We start from the raw sequence: 22,111 nt of genomic DNA on the forward strand, positions 1-22,111 counted from the left end.
GGTGGCGACTTCTATATAGGCGGTCTGTCGCGCAGCGCCAGCATTGGCTGCTGCGCCGTCTCCATTCGCCGTATCGACGGCCCAGAACCATAACAGGTGCCATGCCCGACGTAATTTTCCCCGGACCCGAAGGCCGCCTCGAAGGCCGCTTCAGCCCTCCCCCCCGCCCCCGCGCGCCGGTCGCGATGATCCTCCATCCGCACCCCCAGGGCGGCGGCACGATGAACGACCGTATCACCCAGGCGCTTTACAAGACCTTCGTGCGGCGCGGCTTTGCCGTGCTGCGGTTCAATTTCCGTGGCGTGGGGCGCAGCCAGGGCACGTTCGACAATGGCATTGGCGAGTTGAGCGACGCCGCTGCGGCGCTCGACTGGGTGCAGAGCTTCCATCCGGAGGCGCAGACGACATGGATCGCCGGTTTCTCCTTCGGCGCCTGGATCGGCATGCAGTTGCTGATGCGGCGCCCGGAAATACGGGGCTTCATCTCGGTCGCGCCGCCGGCGAACATGTACGACTTCTCCTTCCTGGCGCCCTGCCCTTCCTCGGGCATCATCGTCCAGGGAACGGCGGACGAGGTCGTCACCGCTAGCGCCGTGCAGAAGCTGGTCGACAAGCTGCGCACCCAGAAGGGCATCACCATCCATCATGACGAGATCCGTGGCGCGAACCACTTTTTCGAACATGAGCTGGAGCAGTTGATGAAGTCGGTGGATAATTATCTCGACATGCGGCTGTCGCCGGATTCTCCGATACGGTGAGTTGAGGTGCGGATTTGCAAGATTGGGGGGCTGCGAAAGCGGCCCCTTTTCTTTTGGGTGGCGAACTGGGCTCCTCCTATCCCCTCTCCAAGCTTGTGAGAGCATTAGCGCGAAGCTGCGATTGCGGCGGACGAGGAAATTTGCGCTTGGCGTGGAGGGGAGCGGGCTTTAGCGGCGACGCGTGATGAGTGAACCCAAGAATGACGTCCGCCTGATCTGGAGCCGCTATTATAGTGCTTTCATCCCCGCGCCGGCGGGACCGGGCTTTCTGGACCGGCTGAAGGCCGCAAGCGGAGCGATCGGCGGGATCGCCATTACCGGCCTGCTGTGCGGACTAATGCTGGGAAACGGGATCGCCCATCCGCTGCTGGTCGCGCCCATGGGGGCGTCGGCGGTGCTGCTTTTTGCCGTGCCGGCCAGTCCGCTGGCCCAGCCCTGGCCGGTCTTGGGCGGCAATGTGGTGTCGGCCCTGGTGGGCATCAGCGTGGCAAAGCTGATCCCCGATCCGACCATTGCCGCCGCGCTGGCGGTGGGCAGCGCAATCGGGGTCATGTCGCTTTTGCGTTGTCTGCACCCACCCGGCGGGGCTGTGGCGCTGTCCGCGGTCCTGGGAGCCACGCAGGGCGCACCGAGCTATATGTTCGCCTTCGTTCCGGTGGCGGTGAATACGGCGTTGCTCGTGACCGTCGCGATCATCTTCCATCGGCTGGCCGGGCATAATTATCCCCATATCGTGCCCAAGGCACCCGGCACCCATGGCACCAGCGATCCCGCCCCCCTGTTGCGCACGCCGTCGGAGCAGGATGTCGAAGAGGCATTGCATGCCTATGGCGAGACGCTGGACGTGGATGCGGCCGACTTGCAGATCGTCCTGCACGATGCGGAGATGCGCGCAGCCGAGCGGGCGCATGGCCGGCTGACCTGCGGCGAGATCATGTCTCGCGACGTGATTTCGGTGCGGGAAGGCCAGCCGGTAGCCGAGGCGCGGGCACTGCTCCACCTCCGGCGGCTACTGTCCTTGCCAGTGCTGGACAATGCCGGACGCGTGCATGGCGTGGTCGGCCCACTGGACCTGGCGCGCCTGGGTGAGCGCGTGGGCGACATCGCTTCGGAACCCTATATCGTGCACGCGGATACGCCGGTGGCGGCGCTGCTGCGTCCCCTGACCGGCGGAGGGCGGCGCGAGGCGATCGTGGTGGATGACGACCGGATGCTGCGCGGCCTCATCACGCAGACCGATCTGCTGGCGGCGGTGGCGCTTCGCGCTTAACGGCTGCTGTTTTCCACCACGGGCAGGTCGGACCCCGGAATGGCGGTGATGGCGACGTTGACGAACATCACCAGCCCGGCCACGATCATCAGCGTGCCGCGCTTGCGGTCCCTCTTCTTGACGATCGCATAAATGCCGCCGCCCGTCAGAGCCATCCCCGCGAGCATCAATATGGATAAAATCGTGCCAGCCATGAAGCAGGCCATAGGTGGGCGGGTGGACTGTGGCAATATCGTGGTTCAGCCCCTATGAGGCGCGGGAACGAATCACCTTTTGCGTGACAGGACAGCTTTACCGTGAAAATCGCACTCGCTTCCGATCATGCCGCCGTTGATCTGAAGGCGGAACTCGCAGACTGGCTGCGCGCCGAAGGCCATGAGGTCGACGATCTGGGTCCGGCGACCGCCGATCGGGTGGATTATCCCGATTTCGGTTACAAGCTGGCGACGGCAATTGCTTCAGGCGCGGCCGAGCGCGGCATTGCGCTCTGCGGGTCGGGCATCGGCATTTCCATCGCCGTCAACCGCAACCCCGCCTGCCGCTGCGCGCTAGTGTCCGAACCTCTCTCCGCCGCGCTCTCGCGTGAGCATAATGACGCCAACGTCCTTGCCCTGGGCGCGCGCCTGACCGGCGTGGACATGGCCAAGGCCTGCGTCGCCACCTTTCTTTCCACAGATTTCGGCGGTGGCCGCCATGCTGGCCGCGTCGAGAAACTCTCCCAGCCCGCGCTTTAAGGAGCCTGCCCTATGAGCACCGCCACCCTCACCCAGCCCGGCCTGTCCGACATCCGTTCGGAAGGCTATTTCACGCGCAGCCTAGCCGATGCCGATCCGGCGGTCTTCGCGGGCGTCACCAACGAACTGAAGCGCGAGCAGAACCAGATCGAACTGATCGCTTCGGAAAATATCGTTTCGAAGGCGGTGCTGGAGGCGCAGGGTTCGGTCTTCACGAACAAATATGCCGAAGGTTATCCGGGCAAGCGCTATTATCAGGGCTGCGCGCCTTCGGATGAGGTTGAGCAACTCGCCATCGATCGCGCCAAGCAGATCTTCAACTGCGGCTTCGTGAACGTACAGCCCCATTCGGGCGCGCAGGCGAACGGCGCGGTCATGCTTGCGCTGACCAAGCCAGGCGACACCATCATGGGCCTGTCGCTGGATGCCGGCGGCCACCTGACGCACGGCGCCAAGCCGGCGCTGTCGGGCAAGTGGTACAATGCCGTACAATATGGCGTGCGCGAGGATACGCATGTCATCGATTATGACGCTCTGGAAGCGCAGGCGATCGAGGCCAAGCCGACCCTCATCATCGCGGGCGGTTCGGCCTATCCGCGTCACCTCGACTTCGCCCGCTTCCGCGCCATTGCGGACAAGGTCGGCGCGCTGCTGATGGTCGACATGGCGCATTTCGCCGGCCTGGTCGCGGGTGGCGCGCATCCGACGCCTTTCGGCTTTGCCGATGTCGTGACCACCACCACGCACAAGACCCTGCGCGGTCCCCGTGGCGGCATGATCCTGACCGATGACGAAGCCATAGCGAAGAAGATCAATTCGGCGGTGTTCCCCGGCCTTCAGGGGGGTCCGCTGATGCATGTGATCGCGGCGAAGGCGGTTGCCTTTGGCGAGGCGCTGCGTCCCGAGTTCAAGACCTATGCTCAGGCAATCGTCACCAATGCCAAGGCGCTTGCCGGAAAGCTGGAGCAGCGCGGCCTGGCCGTGGTGTCCGGCGGCACCGACACGCATCTGGCGCTGATCGACCTGCGTCCCTACGGCATTTCGGGCAAGGATGCGGATGAGGCGCTGGAGCGCAGCTTCATCACCTGCAACAAGAATGGCGTGCCGGGCGACCCGCTGCCGCCGACCAAGACCAGCGGCATCCGCGTCGGCTCGCCTGCGGGAACGACGCGTGGGTTCGGCGTGGCCGAGTTCGGGGACATCGGAGACATGATCGCGGACGTTCTGGAAGGGCTGCGCGACAATGGCGAGCATGGCGACGCCGCCGTGGAAGCCAATGTGCGCGAGCGCGTCTCGGCCCTCTGCGCCCGTTTCCCGATCTACGAAGGCTGATCGCCCTTGCGTTGCCCTTTCTGTGCCCATGACGACAGTCAGGTAAAGGACAGCCGCCCGACGGAGGATGGCGCCGCCATTCGCCGTCGGCGTCAGTGCGAAGCCTGTGGCGCGCGCTTCACCACCTTCGAGCGGATTCAGCTCCGCGACATCTGGGTGGTGAAGAGCGAGGGGCGCAAGGAAGCCTTTGATCGCGACAAGCTGGCCCGCTCCATCGGGATCGCCTGCCGCAAGCGGCCGATCGATCCGAGCCGCCTGGAAAAGCTGATTTCCGGCATCCAGCGGCAGTTGGAAACGTCCGGCGACGGCGAAGTCCCCGCTCGGGCGATAGGCGAGATGGTGATGGAGGGGCTGAAACGCCTCGACAGCGTTTCTTATATCCGCTTCGCCAGCGTGTATAAGGACTTCACCGACGCACGGGATTTTGAGGATTTCGCCTCGACCGTGAAGGAAGTCGGGAGTGATTGAACCCGCCTCCGTTCGCGCTGAGCGAAGTCGATGGGCCATGTCGAGCGTAGCGAGACGCTGAACGAAGATGGCCTTCTACACATATATTCTGCGATGCTCGGACGGTTCCTATTATACGGGACATACTGACGATCTCGAAACACGGATCGCGCAGCATAGGTCCGGATCCATACAAGGATACACGTTCGACCGTCGGCCAATCGAACTGATGTGGTCGGCGGAGTTCGCAAGCCGCGCAGAAGCACTAACCGCAGAATTTCAAATCAAGGGTTGGTCACGCAAGAAGAAGGAAGCGCTGATCGCGGAGAATTGGGAGAAGCTGAAGAAGGCTTCGGCATCTCATTCTTCGCCTTCGCTCAGCAATGCCCTTCGACTTCGCTCAGGGCGAACGGAGGATGAGGCCGATCTCCCGGCCCCGACGAACGGAACTATGGAACAGGCAAAATCTCCTCCCGTCATCGTTCTGGTTCGGCCGCAGCTTGGCGAGAATATCGGCAAGGCAGCGCGGGCCATGCTCAATTTCGGGCTGACCGAGATGCGGCTGGTCAGCCCACGTGATGGCTGGCCCAATCCGGATGCCGGGCCGTCTGCGGCTGGCGCGGATGTGGTGCTGGACAAGGCCAAGATTTTCGAGACCCTGGCTGATGCAGTGTCCGACTGCGCCCATGTCTATGCGACCACCGTGCGCAAGCGGGGCGTGACCAAGCCGGTTGTGACGCCGGAAGAGGCTGCACGGGAAATCCATGAGGCAGCGGGGCGCTCTGCCTATGTGTTCGGGCCAGAGCGGTCGGGGCTGGAGACCGAAGATGTGGCGCTGGCGCGGAAAATCCTGACCGTGCCGATCAATCCGGAGTTCGGGTCGCTCAATCTGGCGCAGGCGGTCATCCTGTGCGCCTATGAATGGTCGAAGCAGGCTGGGTTGGAGCAGCCGACCGTGGTCGATCTGGGCGAACCGGCTCCGCAGGAGGAGCTGGAGGGAATGATCGACCAGTTCGAGGCGCTCCTCGAAGGCGCGGGCTATTTCTTTCCGCCGGATCGGGCGCCCGCAACCAAGCGGACTTTGCGGAACCTGCTGACCAAGCCGGGTTGGAACCATCTGGAAGTGCGGACCCTTCGCGGCGTGCTGTCGGCGTTGGGCAATCCGCGGGCGCGCTGAACCTCCGTCATCCCCGCCTGCGCGGAAATGACGGACTAAAATGTCCGGAGGCGATCAAACTCGTTCATCTCATAGGCGATCGAGGCTTCGACCAACTTGTCCCACAACTCCCCGACCACATCGGAGGGGACGCCCAGGCGCTCCGCTTCAGCGCACACATTTGCGATGACTTCAGCTTTGCGAGGTTCATCGCGAACAGCCCCCCGCTCCGGCTTGATCCGGGCGGCGGCGCGCATATGGGCGAAGCGCTGGTCGAGCAGCGCGACAAGCTGACGGTCGATTTCGTCCACGCCTGCGCGGACTTCGGCCATGGTCGTGTAGCTTTCAGGATTCATGGGTGGTGAACTAAGGCCGGAAACCGGGCCTGTCGAGGGTTGACGTTCGGGGTTGACAGGCTCCCATCCCTTCTCCATAGGCGCCGCTTCGCGATTGGTCCCGCATCCCGGTGAAGCGGTGGCCCTGCCCCTGAAATATGGATCGTAGGCGATACCGGGCATAACGTTGTTAGCAGTTGTAAGGAAATATCATGTCGAAGCGTTCCAGCGCCAAGTATAAACTCGACCGCCGCATGGGCGAGAATATCTGGGGCCGCCCCAAGAGCCCGGTCAACAAGCGTGAATATGGCCCCGGCCAGCACGGTCAGCGCCGCAAGGGCAAGATGTCCGACTATGGCATCCAGCTCCGCGCCAAGCAGAAGCTGAAGGGCTATTACGGCGACATCACCGAAAAGCAGTTCAAGAAGAGCTATATCGAAGCCGCCCGCATGAAGGGTGACACCGGTCAGAACCTGATCGGCCTGCTGGAGCGCCGCCTGGACGCCGTCGTCTACCGCGCCAAGTTCGCGCCCACCATCTTCTCGGCCCGTCAGATCGTTTCGCACGGCCACATCTATGTGAACGGCGTGAAGTGCAACATCGCCAGCCGCCTGGTGAAGCCGGGCGACGAAATCACCCTGGGCAAGAAGGCGCAGGAAATGGCGCTGGTTCTGGAAGCGCAGGGTCTGCCCGAGCGTGACATCCCCGACTATGTGTCGCCCGACGGCGCCGCCAAGGTCACCTATGTCCGCGTGCCCTCGCTGGACGAAGTGCCCTATCCGGTGAAGATGGAGCCCAATCTGGTCGTCGAATTCTATTCGCGCTAATCGGCGGCGAATATTCGAAACAAGAAAGGGGCGGTCCGATCGGGCCGCCCCTTTTCTTTTGCCTATTTGGCTGGTTCGAGTTTCAGGGCAGACCTCAGGAAATTATCTGCGCGATCAAGCATCTGCGCGCGCACATCGCTGTCGTTCAACTGATGGTCCAGATTTTTGAACTCCACCAGTTCGACCGACTTGCCCTTGCCCCTGAGGCGGGAGGCCATGGTGCGCGATTCCGCTATCGAAACATTCTGATCGATATCGCCATGGAACAGCAGCACCGGCGCGACGAAGGCATCGGCATGACGGGCAGGCGACCCGGCCTGCGCGACGGCGCTGTCACCGAACATCGCTTCGAGTGAGGCGGGGCTGAGGTCGCTTTTCCATTCTTGCTGCAAGTCGCCTATATCCGTGACCGGCGCGATGGCGACGATGGCCTTGTAGAGCCGCGGATCGACCACCGCGGACTGAAGAGCGGCATAACCGCCATAGGACCAGCCGACGATCGCCAGCTTGGCGGGATCGGCTATCCCTTGGCTGACCAGCCATTTGCCGGCATCGTTGATGTCACCGATCGACCTTTGCCAGGACTTGAAGCCGCTGCCCCCCAGCCAGTCAGCGCCAAACCCGGTCGAACCGCGAAAATTGGGCTGGAACACGGCATAACCCTGATGCGCGAAGAATTGCGCGAGCCAATCGAAGCCCCATTCATCGCGCGCCCACGGCCCGCCATGAGGCATGACGATGGCGGGCAGCCCCTTGCCGTCGCTGCCGGGCGGCAAGGTCAGATAGCCGGGGATCGTCTTGCCGTCCGAAGCGATGAAGCCGACCGGCTTGACCGGCGAGAGCCTGTATTTATCCAGCGCCGGCTGGATCGCCATGATCTCGCCCAATTGCTTGGTCGCCTTGTCGAACAGATAATAGCGGCCCGCATCGATATCGCTGCCTGCATAAAGGACCAGCTTCTGCTCGTCCGCGCTGGCATCGACGAAGCTGACCAGCGGCGCATTGGGCAGCGCCTTGCCCAGCGCCGCCGCAAATTTCTTGAGCTCCGGATCGAAAAAGGCCGAATGGCGCCGATCGGTGGCCCAACTGACGCCCACGACACGCTGTTGGCGGCCGATCTGAATCAAGTCGGTCACATCGACATCGCTGCGGTCGTACACCAGCTCCTTCTTCATGCTGCCGTCCAGGCTGATGCGGTAAAGGCCCGCACGCTCATTTTCCGCGTCGGTGCCGTAAACGACGTCCAGGTTGGAATCGACCGCCTGCGCCTCAAAACCCTGTGCAACGACGCCCGAAACCGACTGGGTCGAGAGCGGAAGCCAATCGCGGCTTCCCTTCTTCCGATAGAAATATTCGTAACGATGCCCGCCATAGCCCATGCTGGTCGTCGGTCGCGTCACCATGATCCTCACCACGCCATGACCGTCCGTGATGTAGGACACCGCATCGCCACGCGGGATTTCGACCATAGAACGCGCAAGGCTGCGCGTGTTCACGCGGTCCACCCCCAGCCCCTGCCTGCTTTGCGCCGTCAAGTGTCCGGTCGTCCGTTCGGGAATATAATAATGGTCCATAAGGACGGTGCCGTCCTCACGCTCCCCCATCCAGTCGAGAATGCTGCCGCCGCCAAGAGCGATCCCCAACTGCGTCGTGCTTTGCCGGGCGCTCACCATCTTGACGTTCGTCCCATCGGCATTGACGCCCAACATGCGCGTCTGGCCGGTTCTCTGTCCGAACACGGTGCTGATCATATAGACGTTGCAGAGAATGCGGTCATTGGTCGACCAGCCACAGGATGTCAGTTGGTCCGGATTGCCGTTCGAGGCGAGGATCAACTTGCGGTCGGCATTGCCGCCGATCTTGAGCACCGACACGACCGATCCCCGCCCTGCTGTCGCCTCGATCATCGCCAGCGACTGGCCATCGGGCGAAATGCTGACATCGGAAACGGCGGGCCGGGCGCCGAAGGCCTTGGCCGCATCGCTTTGTGCATGGGCCGGCACGGCGAACGCAACCCATGGTAAAAAATTCAGAAACTTCAATCGCATGAAACTACCCCCTTGCGGGGTCCAGAAATATATACAGCCTTAAAACTGTCAACGCCTGACGCTTGCCGGTTCCGGTGCGCGGTGCCATCATCGCACCAATCCATCTGTCGAGGTTCCCCCCTGATGCGCCCCTCTTTCGCCAAGATCACGCTGCCGCTCATCGCCCTGTCCTGCGCGCTGCCAGCCTCCGCCGCGTCCTCGAACGACGGCCCTTCCATCGACACGATGAAAGAGGTGGTGAAGGAGATTTCTTCCGACGCTTATGAAGGCCGCGCGCCGGGGACTGTGGGGGAGGAAAAGACCCTTGCCTATCTGGTCCAGCGGTTCGAGGCGCTGGGGCTGAAGCCCGGCAACAAGGGTAGCTGGTTCCAGGATGTGCCGCTGGTGGAGATCGACGCGAAAAATGTGTCCCCGCTCCGCTTCACCGGCGGCAAGAGCACGGTTTCCGCCAATTACGGGCCGGAAATGGTGATCGCCACCTATCGCACTGGACGGCCGCATGTCGAGGTGAAGGACAGTCCGGTCGTCTTCGTCGGCTATGGCATCAACGCGCCGGAGAAGAAGTGGAACGACTATACCGGCGTCAATGTGAAGGGAAAGACGGTCGTCATCCTGGTGAACGATCCCGATTACCAGACCCCGACCCTGCGCGGGCCGTTCAATGGGCGAGCGATGACCTATTATGGCCGCTGGACCTACAAGTTCGAGGAAGCGGCGCGGCGGGGCGCGGCGGCGGCGATTATCGTGCATGACACGGTGCCCGCCGCCTATGGCTGGAATGTCGTGCAGTCCAGCTGGACCGGCGCGCAACATGTCGCGGACAGCGCCAACGGCAATGCCGACCAGTCCGCCGCGATCGGCTGGATGCAGAAGGACAAGGCTGCCGCGCTGATGGCGAGCGCGGGGCTTAATCTGGACACGTTGATGGCGGCGGCGAAGAAGCGCGGGTTCAAGGCCGTGCCGTTGAAGGGCGTGAAGGCGAACCTCAGTTTCGACAATGCGATCCGCAAGCATAGTTCGAAGAATGTCGTCGCCCTGCTGCCCGGCAAGGCGCGGCCCGACGAATATGTGCTTTATGCCGCGCATTGGGACCATCTGGGTCATTGCGAAGCGGCACCCGACGGCGATGACATCTGCAACGGCGCTATCGACAATGCGACGGGAACCGCTGCGCTGGTGGCGTTGGCCGAAGCCAATGTGAAGGCCGGACCGACGGATCGCAGCCAGGTCTTCCTGGCGGTGACGGCGGAGGAATCGGGGCTGCTGGGATCAGCCTATTATGGCAATCATCCGGTCTTCCCGCTGGGCCGGACGGTGGGCGGCGTGAATATGGATGCGCTCAGCATGGCGGGGCTGGCAAAGAATGTCGTGGTGATCGGCAAGGGCAAATCCCAGCTCGACGCCTATCTGGACCGGGCGCTGGCGACGCAGAAGCGGGTCGCCAGCCTGGAGCCGACGCCGGAAAAGGGCTTTTATTATCGTTCCGACCATTTCAGCTTCGCCAAGCACGGCGTGCCGATGCTCTATTTCGAGGGTGGGCAGAACCTGGTGAAGGGCGGATCGCCAGCAGGCGCCAAGGCCGCAAAGGAATATGAGGAACATCATTATCACGGTCCCAAGGATGAATATGATTCCAAATGGGACTGGAGCGGCGTGAAGGCGGATCTGAAGCTTTATTATGATGTCGGGCGGGCGCTGGCGAATACGACCGACTGGCCCAATTGGATGCCGGGGGACGAATTCCGGGCGATCCGCGACAAGAGCCGCGCCGGGAAATAGCGGGTTTCGGCCAATGCAAGCCATTAAGTGATACGTGTTCCTGCGAAGGCAGGAACCCAGTCCCGCCGTTTGCGGATCATCGCACCGCAGGAACTGGGCTCCTGCCTTCGCAGGAGCACGATGCGCTTCAAGAAAAGCCGTACGAAGCAGACCGTCCGCCTTCCACCCGAATTGGCCATTCCTTATAATGCCTCTGGAATGCGCGCCGCGATCCTGTAGAGGCGCGAAGAACACCCGCAGACAGGAGCCAAGCCCATGACTTTCCGTATGCCCGCCGAATGGGCGCCGCATGAATGGACCTGGATCGGCTTTCCCACCTCTCCCGAGGAATGGCCGGGCGCGTTTGATCAGGCGCGGCAGCAGATCGCGGATTTTGCGAGCGCGCTTCACGCCGATGGCAGGGGTGAGGAAGTAAGGCTGGTCTGCGCCAATGAAGGCGATGCGGAGGTCGGGCGCAGACTGGCGCCGAACGTCAGCATCGTCGTTCAAAAGCTGGGCGATATATGGTTGCGCGACACGGCCCCCATTGCAGTGTTGCGCGAGTCCGAACGTGCGCTGGTGGATTTCGGCTTCAACGGCTGGGGCGGCAAATATCGGATGCCCGGCGATGAGGATATCGGCGCGCGGCTGGCGGCGATGACCGGCCTGCCGACCTCGACCCAGCATTGGGTGTTCGAGGGAGGGGCGGTCGATACAGACGGCACGGGTCTGTTCGTGACGACCGAGCAATGCCTGCTTAACCCCAATCGCAATCCGGAACTGGACCGGGGCAAGATCGAAACCCTGCTGGCCGGATCGCTGGGTCTGTCGGATATGCTGTGGCTGGGCGATGGGCTGCTCAATGACCATACGGACGGGCATGTCGACAATCTGGCTCGCTTCGTGGCGCCGGGCGTGCTGGCCCTGCCCGAAGCGAGCACGGAGGATGATCCCAATGCGGCGATCTATGCCGATGCGCGGGCACGGGCCAAGGCCTTCGGCATAGAGGTGGCGTCGGTCCCCTCCCCCGGCCGCGTCGTCGTAGACGGCGAAATCATTCCGGCAAGCTACATGAATTTCGCTATCGGCAATGCGGTCGTCATCGTGCCCATCTATGGCCAGCCCAATGATCAGGCGGCACTGGAAGCGTTCAGACCCTTCTTCCCCGACCGGGAGATTGTCGGGCTGCGCAGCGACGCCATTCTTTCGGGCGGCGGCAGCTTCCACTGTTGCAGCCAGCAAATGCCGTCCGCTTAGATGAGCGCGATGCTGGCGTTGCGAGCGCTGATTTCCGGGATCATCATCGCTATCGTGTCCGTGGTATCACGGCGCTATCCAGGTCTTGGCGCCCTGATCGCGTCCCTGCCGCTGATTTCGGTGATGGGGATGATCTGGCTGTGGAACGACAAGCCCGATGTCGAGAATATGGCGCGCCATGCGGAGGCGACATTCTATTATGTCATCCCCTCACTGCCGATGTTTCTGCTGATCCCGATGCTGCTGCGGCGTGGGGTTGGCTTTGGGCCAGCGCTGATAGCGGGTTGCGCGCTGACGATCCTGCTCTATCTCCTGACCGTTGCCATTGCCGCCCGGATGGGCATTCGACTCTAGGGTATCGTTCATGACCAAAGTCACCGTTGCCGCGCTCCAGCTCGCCTTTTCCGACGACCGGGCGAACAATATCGAAATGGTCGCCGGCCATGTCGTGAAGGCCGCCGCGCGGGGCGCGAAGATCGTCCTGCCGCCGGAACTGTTCGAAGGTCCCTATTTCTGCAAGGTCGAGGAAGAAGCGCTGTTCGCCAATGCGCTGCCGCTCGACGAGCATCCCGCCGTGCAGGAAATGCGCAAAGTGGCGAAGGCCGTGGGCGTCTATATCCCGGCCAGCTTCTTCGAGCGCGATGGGCAGCATTATTACAACTCGCTCGCCATGATCGACGATGAGGGTGAGATCATGGGCGTCTATCGCAAGAGCCACATTCCCGACGGGCCGGGCTATGAGGAAAAATATTATTTCCGCCCCGGCAATAGCGGCTTCAAGGTGTGGAAAACCAAGTTCGGCACCATCGGCGTCGGCATATGCTGGGACCAATGGTATCCCGAAACCGCGCGGGTGATGGCGCTGATGGGCGCGGAAATGCTGTTCTACCCGACCGCCATCGGATCGGAGCCCTATGACGCCGACCTCGACACCAGCCGCATGTGGCGCCGCGCAATGATCGGCCATGCGGTCAGCAACTGCATGCCGGTGATCGCCGCCAACCGCATCGGAGAGGAAGAAGGCCAGAAATTCTACGGCCACAGCTTCATCACCGACGAATGGGGCGATTTCGCCGCCGAAGCCGATGCCAGGGACAATGGCGCGCTGGTGGCGACACTCGACCTAGCGCAAGCGCGCAAGCATCGGGCCGGCATGGGCTTCTTCCGCGACCGGCGGCCGGAGCTTTATGCGCGTATCGCTCAGGATATCTGAATTCTGCAGGGCGGGTGGCAGGCCGACGCGGGGCAGCTATATTGCCGCCAGTTTCACGGCCCGCTCGAACACGGCCTCGAACATCTCGGCGGTCAGCCGCCCTATATTCTGGTTGTAACGCGAGCAATGATAGCTATCGATCACGATCTTGCCGTTGGGCATGCGATGCTCCGCCAAATGGGCGAAGCGCGCCTTGGGGAGCTTGCCGCCCAGCACCTTCACGGCTGACTGGTGCGCGATCTGGCCGAGCGCGATGAAGACCTGCGCATTGGGCAATGCCGCCACCGAGGGTTTCAGGAAGGCCCGGCAATTGCGGATTTCCTCCGGCAGCGGCTTGTTCTGCGGCGGCAGGCATTTGACCGCATTGAGGATGATGATGTTCCGCAGCTTCAGGCTGTCATCCGCGCGCGCTTCATAGACGCCTTTGGCAAGCCCGAATTTGTGGAGCGTCGCGAAGAGAAGATCGCCGGCATAATCTCCGGTAAAGGGCCGGCCGGTGCGGTTGGCGCCCGATTTGCCGGGCGCCAGCCCGATGATCGCGATCTTGCCGAGAGGATCACCGAAAACGGGAACCGGAGCATTCCACCAGTCGGCATGTTCTGCCCGGTTTTCGTCGCGGAATGCCACGAGGCGCGGGCAAAGCGGGCAATCATGCGGCGGTTCGCTATGCGGGATAGGGCTTTGCAGCGTCATGGCGACGGGATAGGCGCTGTCGGATGACAAAGACAAGCACTCGTCATGTTTACGCGCTCGCATTGGGATCGAACCGCCCGCTGTCGGCCCGGCTCGCTCCTGCGCGCTTGCTGAAGGAAGCGGTTCGCCTGATTGGCCAGTTGGGCACGGTTCTGGCCGTGGCTCCTGTCATAAAAACACCGCCTCTGGGACCATCGCGGCGGATTTTCGCCAATAGCGCGACCTTGGTGGAAAGCTACTTGCCGCCCGAGGCGATGCTGTTGCACTTGCAGGCGATCGAGCGCCGCCTGGGGCGCCAGCGATTCATGCATTGGGGAGCACGTCGTCTGGATATCGACATCATTCTCTGGTCCGGCGGGCGGTGGAACAGCCGCTCGCTGCGCATCCCGCATCCGGCTTTTCGGGAGCGGGACTTCGTGCTGACGCCGCTTTGCGCGATTGCCCCGGATTGGCGCGACCCGGTTTCAGGACTTTCCATGCGCCATTTGCGTTTCCGCTTACGAAAAGCGATTTCTGGAGGTTGACCAGCCGCACCGCCGCCTCTAGTGCGTGCGGACCTCAGGACATGAGGGCCCTTAGCTCAGTCGGTAGAGCAACTGACTTTTAATCAGTAGGTCGCTGGTTCGAATCCAGCAGGGCTCACCATCCCCTTCCGATCATCAGGTCAGGGCTGTCAGTACCAGCGCGGCGCAGCACCATAGTTCGATCGACACCAGCAGGCCGAACAGGATGCCGAACATGGCATGAGGCTTCAGCGCGTCGTCCATCTGCCCTCTCCAATTCTTTCTGCAAGATGAACGGCTTAACCATGCGTCTGGTTCCCGGCGCGCTTTGGCGCAGAGCATCGGTTCACCGCATTTCCGGCAAAATAGTGGAGAGATGTAGCCGGTTGTCAGGGAACATCCGGCCCGGCGCTGATGCGGATCGGGCAGGATGTGGCGATCTCCATCACCGCATTGAGGCGGCCGAGGCCCAGCCATTTCGCGCAATGGCTGGCGAGTTCCAGCAATTCTGCGGCGCTGAATTGGGCATGGAGTTCCGCCCAGAACAGGTCGTCAAAGGCGGCCGGGCCTGTCGCGAAGCGTTCGGCAAAAGCGATGGCCAGCGCTTCGCGTGGCGCATAATCGGTGCGCTGGTCGGGATCGTCGACCCCTGCGTAGAAATCTTCGGTAAGGCCGTGGCGTTCCATATCCTCCAGCCGCGTTTCCGAGCAGGGAATGCAGCCGTTGATATGGGCAATACGGATGCGGGCGGCTTCGCGAATGCGGACCGGAAGCCGCGCCCCCTCCTGCAACGCGTCGCCAAAGGCATGCGCCGCAGCGCCAAGATCCGGGCGGAGGGACCACATGCGGGCACCCTCCTCTCCATCGCCGGGTGGGAGGGCGAGCCGCGCCATGATCTCAGAGCCTTTCGACGATAGTGACGTTAGCCATGCCGCCCGCTTCGCACATGGTTTGCAGGCCATAGCGGACGCCCCGGTCGCGGAGCGCGCTCACCAGCGTCGCCATGAGTTTCGCGCCTGAGCCGCCGAGCGGGTGGCCGAGCGAGATCGCGCCGCCATGGACATTGAGCTTCGCCGGGTCGGCACCGAGCGCCTGCGCCCATGCCAGCGGGACCGGGGCGAAGGCTTCGTTGACTTCATAAAGGTCAATGTCGGAAAGCTTCATTCCCGCTCTGGCGAGCGCCCTTTCCGTCGCCGGAATCGGGGCTTCGAGCATGATGACGGGGTCGTGGCCCAGCACGGTCATCTCATGCACGCGCGCGAGCGGGGTCAGGCCATGCGCCTTGAGGCCGCGTTCGTTGACCACCAGCAGCGCGGCGGCGCCGTCGCAAATCTGGCTGGCGTTGGCGGCTGAGATCACGCCATCCTCGGTCAGCAGCTTGACGCTGGCGATCCTTTCCAGGGTCGCGTCGAAACGGATACCCTCGTCGATCTTGTGGAGGACGGTTTCGCCTTCCGGGGTGACGATTTCGAGGGGGATGATTTCAGCGTCGAACTTGCCCGCCTGCGTCGCGGCGGCGGCGCGGCGGTGGCTTTCGAGGGCATAGGCATCGAGAACGTCGCGGGTCAGGCCATATTTTCTCGCCAGCATTTCGGCGCCGCCGAACTGGCTGAAGGGCTGGTTCGGATAGCGGGCTTCGATGCCGGGGCTGCGATAGGTGCCGAAGCCATGTTTGGCGGGCAACGTCCAGGGGAGGCCCATGGGGACGCGGGTCATGCTTTCGACCCCTGCCGCGATCACCACATCCTGCACGCCGGACAGGACAGTCGCGGCAGCGAAGTGCAGCGCCTGTTGCGACGAGCCGCATTGGCGATCGACATGAGTGCCGGGGACGGATTCGGGGAGGCCGGAAGCCAGCACGGCGTTGCGGGCGATATTGGCGCCCTGCTCGCCGCCGGGGCAGGCGCAGCCCATGATGACATCCTCGACAGCGGCGGGATCTATGCCGGAGCGTTCGACCAGCCCCGCAAGGACTTTGCCCGCGAGATCGGCGGGGTGGACGCCAGCGAGGCGACCGCCGCGCTTGCCGCCTGCGCTGCGCGCGACGGCGGCGATATAGGCTTCAGCCATGTCTTTTTCTCCTGTCAGACGCCGGTGATGCGGATTCCGGAGCCGGGGACTTTATATTTGCGGTTAAGGGCGATCAGGACGGAGGTGAGGCCTTCCGCCACGACCGAGTTGCACAGCGGCCCGGCATTCCAGGCGCGCAGGCCGATTTCCTGCGCCAGCGCGACCACCGTATCGGCGGCTTCGCTGTCGTCGGCGCAGACCAGAACGTCGCACTCGACCTCTTCGTCCAGCTTGGTGAGGTGATGAGCGCTGATATTCTGGAAGGCGGAGACGACGCGTACACCCTCGCCCAGCATCTTCTGCACGGCTTCAACGGCAGAACCGCCTTCGGGAAGCTGGACGCGGCTGACCTTGGGCGGAACCAGGGGAACGGTCACGTCGATCAATATCTTGCCCGCGAGCGCCGGTTCGACATCCCTCACCGTCGATTGCTGCGCAGCATAGGGCACGGCGAGGACGACGATATCGGCCTGCGCGGCGGCTTGCGGGTTGGCGGCGCCGGTGATGGTGCCGCTCCCCAACACTTCGTTCATCTGGGCGGCGGCTTCCTGCGCGCGCTCGGCGGTGCGGCTGCCGATGATGACCTTGTGGCCCTTATGCGCCCAGCGGAGTGCCAGGCCGCCGCCTTCCTTGCCGGTGCCGCCGAGGACGGCGATACTCGCCAGAGCTTCATTCTGCATATTCAAACCTCTCCTGTTCTTTTCGGCGTTTGCGCGGGGGCGTGAGGATCATCGGGGTAAGTTCCTCAGCGGCCATGCCGCGCTCATGTATGTCCTGGGCGATGGCGCCATAGGCTGTGCTGCGCTGGCGCGAGGTGCGGCCGAGCGAGCGGATCAGCGACTCCATAGCGGCGGGCGGCATTTCCTGGCCATGCTGCGTGCCGGCGGCACGCGAGATGCTCTCGTTCATCAGCGTGCCGCCAAGGTCGTTGGCGCCCGAGGTGAGGCAGGCCTTCACCCCCTCCTCGCCCAGCTTGACCCAACTGGTCTGGATCGAACGGATATGCGGGTGCAGCGCAAGCCGCGCCACGGCGTGCATCAGCCGGACTTCGCGGAAGGTCGGGCCGTGGCGCGCCTCCCCGCGCAGGCCCATAGGCGCTTCCATATGGACGAAGGGCAGCGGCACGAACTCGGTGAAGCCGCCGGTGCGGCGCTGGAGGTCGCGGATGCGGATCAGATGGCGTGCCCAATGGCGGGGCGTGTCGACATGGCCGAACATGATCGTGGCAGTGGTGGTGAAGCCGACTCTATGCGCGGTTTCGACCACCTCCAGCCATTGCTCGGTGCTGAGCTTGTCCGGGCAAATCCGGGCGCGGACTTCATCGTCGAGAATTTCCGCCGCCGTGCCGGGAAGCGTATCGAGGCCGGCCTCCTTCAGGCGGAGAAGGAATTGCTCGACCGTCAGGCCCAGCGTCGCAGCGCCTTGCGAGACTTCCAGCGGGGAGAAGGCATGGATATGCATCTCCGGCACGGCGGCGCGGACCGCTTTGGCTAGGTTGATGTAGGTTTCGCCGGTATAATGCGGGTGGATGCCGCCTTGCAGGCAAACCTCGGTGCCGCCGCGTTCCCATGCCTCGCGGCTACGGCGGATGACTTCTTGCAGGTCGAGGTCATAGGGTTTGCCCCGCAATTCCTCGGCCTTGTCCCCCTTCGAAAAGGCGCAGAAGCTGCATTTATAGGCGCAAATATTGGTATAGTTGATGTTGCGGTTGACGACATAGCTGATCTCGTCGCCCATCACCTGTTCGCGCAAGGCGTCGGCGCTGTCGCAAATATGTTCGAGGTCGGTTTCGCGGGCGGAAAAGAGCGCGGCGATCTCCTCTTCTTCCAGCAAAGTGCCCGTCATGGCGCGCTCGACGATGGCGGCGATCTTCGGATCGACCGGCAGGGTCGAGGGGCGCGTGACGCGGGGCTCCAGCGCTATGCCCGGCGACCAGCTATCCTCGCGGGCAAAGCCGTCCGCATCGGCATGGGCGAGGATGTGGCGCACCATGGCCGCATCCTGCCAGCGATCATTATCCTGCGCATAGGCGGGATAGACCGGCAAGCGCGCGACCAGCATCCGCCCCTCCCCTTCGGTCGCCATGCGCAGGCGCTCGACTTCGGGCCAGGGCGCTTCGGGGTTCACATGGTCGGGCGTGACCGGCGAGACGCCGCCCCAGTCGTTGATCCCCGCCGAGAGAAGGCGCGGGAAGTCCGCGGCCGACAGGTTCGGCGGCGCCTGAATATTCATTTCCGGCCCCAAAATCAGGCGCGCGGCGGCGATGGTCCAGAGCAGCTCCTCCATGTCCGGTTCGGGCGCATTCGCCATCACCGTGCGCTCCTTGGCGCGGAAGTTCTGGACGATCACTTCCTGAATATGGCCATAGCCTTCATGCAGGTCTCGAATGGCTTCGATCGCTTCGACCCGCTCCTCGCGGGTCTCACCGATGCCGATCAATATGCCGGTGGTGAAGGGGATTTGCAGCTCGCCCGCCAGGCGGATCGTTTCCAGCCGTGCCGCCGGTTCCTTGTCAGGCGAGCGATAATGCGCGCCACCCTTCCGGCAGAGCCGATCTGCAACGGACTCCAGCATCAGGCCTTGGCTTACGGAAACCCGGCGGAGCGCGGCCATTTCCTCGCGGGTCATGACGCCGGCGTTGATGTGCGGCAGCAGTCCGGTTTCGTCACGCACCAACGCGGCCATTTCGATGAGATAGGAGATGCTCGTGGCATGGCCGAGCCGCGCCAGTTCCTCGCGGGCGGCGGTGAAGCGCAGTTCGGGCTTGTCGCCCAAAGTGAACAGCGCCTCGGTGCAACCCGCCGCCTTGCCTGCGCGGGCGACGGCCAGCACCTCCTCGCGGGTCATATAGGCGTTCTCGCCCGGCCGGGGCGGCTGGGAGAATGTGCAATAATGGCAAAGATTCCGGCAAAGCTGGGTCAGCGGGATGAATATCTTGCGCGACCAGCTTTGCACACGGCCATGGCCTGCCTCGCGCAGCGCCGAAGCGGTGGCCAGCAGATCGGCCAAGGGCGTTTCCAGCAATGCCGCCGCCTGTTCGCTCATCCCGTCCCTGCCCGTCATCATCCGCTCCATCATCTTATCTTTGTACCCGTTTCAGCCGACCGGCCCCGGCTGCTCGGGGATTGCGCCCGCGCCTCCACCGATACCGTCGAGCATTTCCTGCGGGAGATTGGCGGGCGCGTCCAGCAGCGCGACCAGCGACTGCATGAAATGTTCGAGGCTGGAGTCGCTGCCCCACATCGGATGCGCACGGCTATGGTCGACCAGGGCGCGCTGCCGCGCCGAGAGAACCGCGCTGATATAGGCGCCCATGAAGACGAAACGCTGGTTCTGAAGCGCGGGTGACAGATGGGGCATCAGGCGGCGCAAATGATCGAGGCAGCGGCCATAGGCGATGTTCCACGCCGGATCGATCGCGTCCAACATCATGTCCCTGTGGGTCATTGCGAAGATCACGATGAACTGGACATAATGCTCATCGGGCAGGCCAAGAACCGGCTGGACAAGGATATCCACAACCTCCCGGATCGTGCGGGGTCCGCCCTCCTGCTCCAGCGAGTCGAGCGCGGCGTTGCGTTCCCGGTCCAGCGCCACCGCGCCGTCCATGACGATGGCACGCACCAGCGCTTCCTTCGACCCGAAATAATAGCCGACAGCGCCGTGATTCTTCTGCCCCGCCGCCGCCGCGATCTCCCGCACGGTGACGCCATCCACGCCCCGTTCCGCGAACAGGCGCAGGGCGACCTTCTTGAGCTGCTCGGCAGCGGCGCTGCGCGTGACGTCATCGGCCTTGGCAAGTTGAAGTCTGACCATGCGTGCATTTTTCTCATTGCCAAGCGCGTTCGTCAAGTGCATTATCCAATTGATCTAATCGACGAGTGAACAGTCGATAAAATTGAGGGATGCCTAAGTGGAATCAGCGGTCGACATCGAGTCGCTGGCGGCGTGGATGACGGATCAGGGGCTTGGCTCCGGTCCGCTGACCAATGTGACGCCGCTGGCGGGAGGGACGCAGAATATCCTGCTGCGTTTCAGCCGTGATGGGCGCGATTATGTGTTCCGTCGCCCGCCCGCGCATCCCCGTCCCAACAGCAATGAGACGATGCGGCGGGAGGCACGCGTGCTGCGCGCTTTGGCCGGGACGAACGTGCCGCATCCGGGGCTGATTGCCGATTGCGGCGATGAAAGCGTGCTGGGCGTCGCTTTCTATCTGATGGAGCCGGTGGACGGCTTCAATCCGGTGGGACAATTGCCCGAACCCCATGCCAGTTCGCCGGCGATGCGCCATGCCATGGGGCTGGCTCTGGTGGACGGGATCGCGGCCCTGGGCGCGCAGGATCATCAGGCGTTGGGCTTGGCCGATTTCGGGAAGCCGGAAAATTTCCTCGGGCGGCAGGTCGATCGCTGGCGGTCGCAGCTTGCGGGCTATGGCGAGTTTGACGGGTGGACGGGGCCGAAGGCGTTACCCTCCGTCGGCGCGGTAGGGGATTGGCTGGAGCGGCATCGGCCCGACCGTTTCATGCCCGGCATCATGCATGGCGACTATCATCTGGCCAATGTGATGTATCGCAATGATGGGCCGGAACTGGCGGCGATCATCGATTGGGAACTGGCGACGATCGGTGATCCGCTGCTGGACCTGGGATGGGTGCTGGCGACCTGGCCTGATGGAAGATCGGAAAGCACCGTATCGGTGAAGCCCTGGAATGGGTTCCCGGCCGCGGGCGAACTGGTGGCGCGCTATGCGGAAGGGTCGGTCCGTGATCTGTCAGCGGTCGACTGGTATCATGTGCTGGCCTGCTACAAGCTCGGCATCCTGCTGGAGGGCACCTACGCCCGCGCCTGCGCTGGCAAGGCGCCGCGCGAGACCGGCGACAAGCTTCACGGCCGCGCCATCCATCTTTTCGAGCGCGCCGAAGCGCTGATCCGCTGACATGAAGAGGAATTCCCTTTGACCAACGAACTCGACTTCACCGGAAAGACGGTGCTGGTGGTCGGTGGATCGAGCGGCATCGGCAACGGCATGGCGCAGGCCTTTCGCCAGCGTGGCGCGCAGGTGCATGTCTGGGGCACGCGGCCGAACGCGGCCGACTATGCGGGCGAGGAAGGCTCCGACCTCGAAGGCGTCGGCTACAGCCAAGTCGATGTCAGCGATGCGGCGGCGATTGCAGCGGCGCCGGTGCCTTTCGACAGGCTCGACGTGCTGATCCATTCGCAGGGGGCCGTGCTCTACCGGCGGCAGGAGTTCGAGGCCGAGGGCTGGAACAAGGTGATGGCGGTCAATCTCGACTCCATCCTGCATATTTCCAATCTGTGCCGGGAAGCGCTGGCCGCCGCCAAGGGGGCGATCATCGTCGTCAGTTCCATCGGCGCGTTCAAGGCGACCTTCGGCAACCCCGCCTATGCGGCGTCCAAGGCGGGCGCGGTCAATCTGGTGCGGGCGCTGGCGATTGCCTGGGCGGGCGAAGGCATCCGCGTCAACGGCATCGCGCCGAGCCTGGTCGATACCAAAATGACCAAGGTGACGATGGAAAATGACGAGCGGCGGACCCGAGCGCTGGCGAAAATTCCCCTGGGCCGCTTCGGGTCGGTCGAGGAGATGGCGGGCGTGGCGCTTTTCCTCGCCTCTCCCCTCTCCGGTTATATTTGCGGGCAGACTCTGGTCGTCGACGGCGGCCTCACGCTCACCTGATTTTCTCCGAAAAGG

General features: G+C 63.3%; 23 protein-coding genes and 1 tRNA gene. 15 read left to right on the plus strand and 9 right to left on the minus strand.

Annotation, left to right across the window (positions count from 1 at the left end):
• Positions 1-101 precede the first annotated feature (101 nt).
• A complete protein-coding gene (locus VVT58_RS05205; protein WP_046762752.1) occupies positions 102-758 on the plus strand; it encodes an alpha/beta hydrolase in 657 nt (218 codons plus the stop codon).
• Between the two features lie 184 nt (positions 759-942).
• Positions 943-2,028, plus strand: coding sequence for an HPP family protein (locus VVT58_RS05210; protein WP_327754659.1), 1,086 nt, complete (start codon positions 943-945; stop codon positions 2,026-2,028).
• On the opposite strand, the gene VVT58_RS05215 is transcribed toward VVT58_RS05210, so the two are convergent.
• Complete coding sequence (locus VVT58_RS05215; protein WP_327754658.1) at positions 2,025-2,222, minus strand: hypothetical protein; 198 nt, start codon at positions 2,220-2,222, stop codon at positions 2,025-2,027. The genes VVT58_RS05210 and VVT58_RS05215 overlap by 4 nt on opposite strands.
• 102 nt (positions 2,223-2,324) lie before the next feature.
• On the opposite strand from VVT58_RS05215, the gene rpiB reads away from it, so the two are divergent.
• The 4 genes from rpiB (at position 2,325) to VVT58_RS05235 (ending at position 5,718) form a co-directional block, all read left to right on the plus strand.
• Positions 2,325-2,762 carry a ribose 5-phosphate isomerase B gene (gene rpiB, locus VVT58_RS05220; RefSeq protein ID WP_066557453.1) on the plus strand — a complete coding sequence of 146 codons (438 nt, stop codon included), beginning with the start codon at positions 2,325-2,327 and terminating at the stop codon, positions 2,760-2,762.
• A 12-nt stretch (positions 2,763-2,774) separates the two neighbouring features.
• Entirely contained in the window at positions 2,775-4,094 is a 1,320-nt protein-coding gene (gene glyA / locus VVT58_RS05225; RefSeq protein WP_327754657.1) for a serine hydroxymethyltransferase, read from the plus strand.
• A gap of 6 nt (positions 4,095-4,100) precedes the next feature.
• Complete coding sequence (gene nrdR / locus VVT58_RS05230) at positions 4,101-4,562, plus strand: transcriptional regulator NrdR (RefSeq protein WP_176590970.1); 462 nt, start codon at positions 4,101-4,103, stop codon at positions 4,560-4,562.
• Positions 4,563-4,629: 67 nt separating this feature from the next.
• The gene (locus tag VVT58_RS05235; protein WP_327754655.1) at positions 4,630-5,718 is read left to right on the plus strand and encodes a TrmJ/YjtD family RNA methyltransferase; all 1,089 of its coding nucleotides are present in this window, start codon (positions 4,630-4,632) and stop codon (positions 5,716-5,718) included.
• Between the two features lie 35 nt (positions 5,719-5,753).
• Here the strand turns inward: VVT58_RS05235 and VVT58_RS05240 are convergent, their stop codons facing one another.
• Entirely contained in the window at positions 5,754-6,053 is a 300-nt protein-coding gene (locus tag VVT58_RS05240; RefSeq protein ID WP_327754699.1) for a chorismate mutase, read from the minus strand.
• A gap of 191 nt (positions 6,054-6,244) precedes the next feature.
• Between VVT58_RS05240 and rpsD the strand changes: the two genes are divergently transcribed.
• Positions 6,245-6,859, plus strand: coding sequence for a 30S ribosomal protein S4 (gene rpsD, locus VVT58_RS05245; RefSeq protein ID WP_066557445.1), 615 nt, complete (start codon positions 6,245-6,247; stop codon positions 6,857-6,859).
• Between the two features lie 62 nt (positions 6,860-6,921).
• Here the strand turns inward: rpsD and VVT58_RS05250 are convergent, their stop codons facing one another.
• Positions 6,922-8,862 (minus strand): S9 family peptidase, encoded by a 1,941-nt coding sequence (locus VVT58_RS05250; RefSeq protein WP_352000027.1) that lies wholly within the window; start codon positions 8,860-8,862, stop codon positions 6,922-6,924.
• A gap of 168 nt (positions 8,863-9,030) precedes the next feature.
• On the opposite strand from VVT58_RS05250, the gene VVT58_RS05255 reads away from it, so the two are divergent.
• The 4 genes from VVT58_RS05255 to aguB all read left to right on the plus strand — a co-directional run bounded on the left by VVT58_RS05255 (position 9,031) and on the right by aguB (position 13,135).
• Positions 9,031-10,686, plus strand: coding sequence for a M28 family peptidase (locus VVT58_RS05255; protein WP_327754653.1), 1,656 nt, complete (start codon positions 9,031-9,033; stop codon positions 10,684-10,686).
• 255 nt (positions 10,687-10,941) lie between these two features.
• Positions 10,942-11,922: an agmatine deiminase family protein gene (locus VVT58_RS05260; protein WP_327754652.1), complete on the plus strand. Its 981-nt coding sequence runs from the start codon at positions 10,942-10,944 to the stop codon at positions 11,920-11,922.
• Complete coding sequence (locus tag VVT58_RS05265) at positions 11,923-12,276, plus strand: DUF3147 family protein (RefSeq protein WP_327754651.1); 354 nt, start codon at positions 11,923-11,925, stop codon at positions 12,274-12,276.
• A 10-nt stretch (positions 12,277-12,286) separates the two neighbouring features.
• The gene (gene aguB, locus VVT58_RS05270) at positions 12,287-13,135 is read left to right on the plus strand and encodes an N-carbamoylputrescine amidase (RefSeq protein WP_327754650.1); all 849 of its coding nucleotides are present in this window, start codon (positions 12,287-12,289) and stop codon (positions 13,133-13,135) included.
• Positions 13,136-13,171: 36 nt separating this feature from the next.
• On the opposite strand, the gene VVT58_RS05275 is transcribed toward aguB, so the two are convergent.
• Positions 13,172-13,828 (minus strand): uracil-DNA glycosylase, encoded by a 657-nt coding sequence (locus tag VVT58_RS05275; RefSeq protein WP_327754698.1) that lies wholly within the window; start codon positions 13,826-13,828, stop codon positions 13,172-13,174.
• A gap of 23 nt (positions 13,829-13,851) precedes the next feature.
• On the opposite strand from VVT58_RS05275, the gene folK reads away from it, so the two are divergent.
• Positions 13,852-14,352 (plus strand): 2-amino-4-hydroxy-6-hydroxymethyldihydropteridine diphosphokinase, encoded by a 501-nt coding sequence (gene folK, locus VVT58_RS05280; RefSeq protein ID WP_327754648.1) that lies wholly within the window; start codon positions 13,852-13,854, stop codon positions 14,350-14,352.
• A gap of 45 nt (positions 14,353-14,397) precedes the next feature.
• Positions 14,398-14,473, plus strand: a tRNA-Lys gene (locus tag VVT58_RS05285).
• Positions 14,474-14,720: 247 nt separating this feature from the next.
• Here the strand turns inward: VVT58_RS05285 and VVT58_RS05290 are convergent.
• The 5 genes from VVT58_RS05290 to VVT58_RS05310 are packed head-to-tail and all read right to left on the minus strand — an operon-like array spanning position 14,721 to position 20,217.
• Complete coding sequence (locus tag VVT58_RS05290; protein WP_327754647.1) at positions 14,721-15,176, minus strand: carboxymuconolactone decarboxylase family protein; 456 nt, start codon at positions 15,174-15,176, stop codon at positions 14,721-14,723.
• Between the two features lie 52 nt (positions 15,177-15,228).
• Positions 15,229-16,401 carry an acetyl-CoA C-acetyltransferase gene (locus VVT58_RS05295; RefSeq protein WP_327754646.1) on the minus strand — a complete coding sequence of 391 codons (1,173 nt, stop codon included), beginning with the start codon at positions 16,399-16,401 and terminating at the stop codon, positions 15,229-15,231.
• Positions 16,402-16,415: 14 nt separating this feature from the next.
• Entirely contained in the window at positions 16,416-17,081 is a 666-nt protein-coding gene (gene npdG, locus VVT58_RS05300) for an NADPH-dependent F420 reductase (RefSeq protein WP_327754645.1), read from the minus strand.
• Positions 17,071-19,464, minus strand: a complete 2,394-nt coding sequence (cofH, locus tag VVT58_RS05305; protein WP_327754697.1) for a 5-amino-6-(D-ribitylamino)uracil--L-tyrosine 4-hydroxyphenyl transferase CofH — start codon at positions 19,462-19,464, stop codon at positions 17,071-17,073. Before cofH ends, npdG begins: the two co-directional genes overlap by 11 nt.
• A gap of 33 nt (positions 19,465-19,497) precedes the next feature.
• Positions 19,498-20,217: a helix-turn-helix domain-containing protein gene (locus VVT58_RS05310; RefSeq protein WP_352000029.1), complete on the minus strand. Its 720-nt coding sequence runs from the start codon at positions 20,215-20,217 to the stop codon at positions 19,498-19,500.
• A 97-nt stretch (positions 20,218-20,314) separates the two neighbouring features.
• Here VVT58_RS05310 and VVT58_RS05315 point away from each other — a divergent pair, with 97 nt between their 5' ends.
• On the plus strand, positions 20,315-21,337 hold the full coding sequence (locus VVT58_RS05315) for a phosphotransferase family protein (RefSeq protein WP_327754643.1): 1,023 nt from the start codon (positions 20,315-20,317) through the stop codon (positions 21,335-21,337).
• 18 nt (positions 21,338-21,355) lie between these two features.
• Entirely contained in the window at positions 21,356-22,096 is a 741-nt protein-coding gene (locus VVT58_RS05320; protein WP_327754642.1) for an SDR family NAD(P)-dependent oxidoreductase, read from the plus strand.
• Positions 22,097-22,111 lie beyond the last annotated feature (15 nt).

It is taken from the genome of Sphingobium sp. SJ10-10 (genome assembly GCF_036038995.2).
GTDB lineage: Bacteria > Pseudomonadota > Alphaproteobacteria > Sphingomonadales > Sphingomonadaceae > Sphingobium.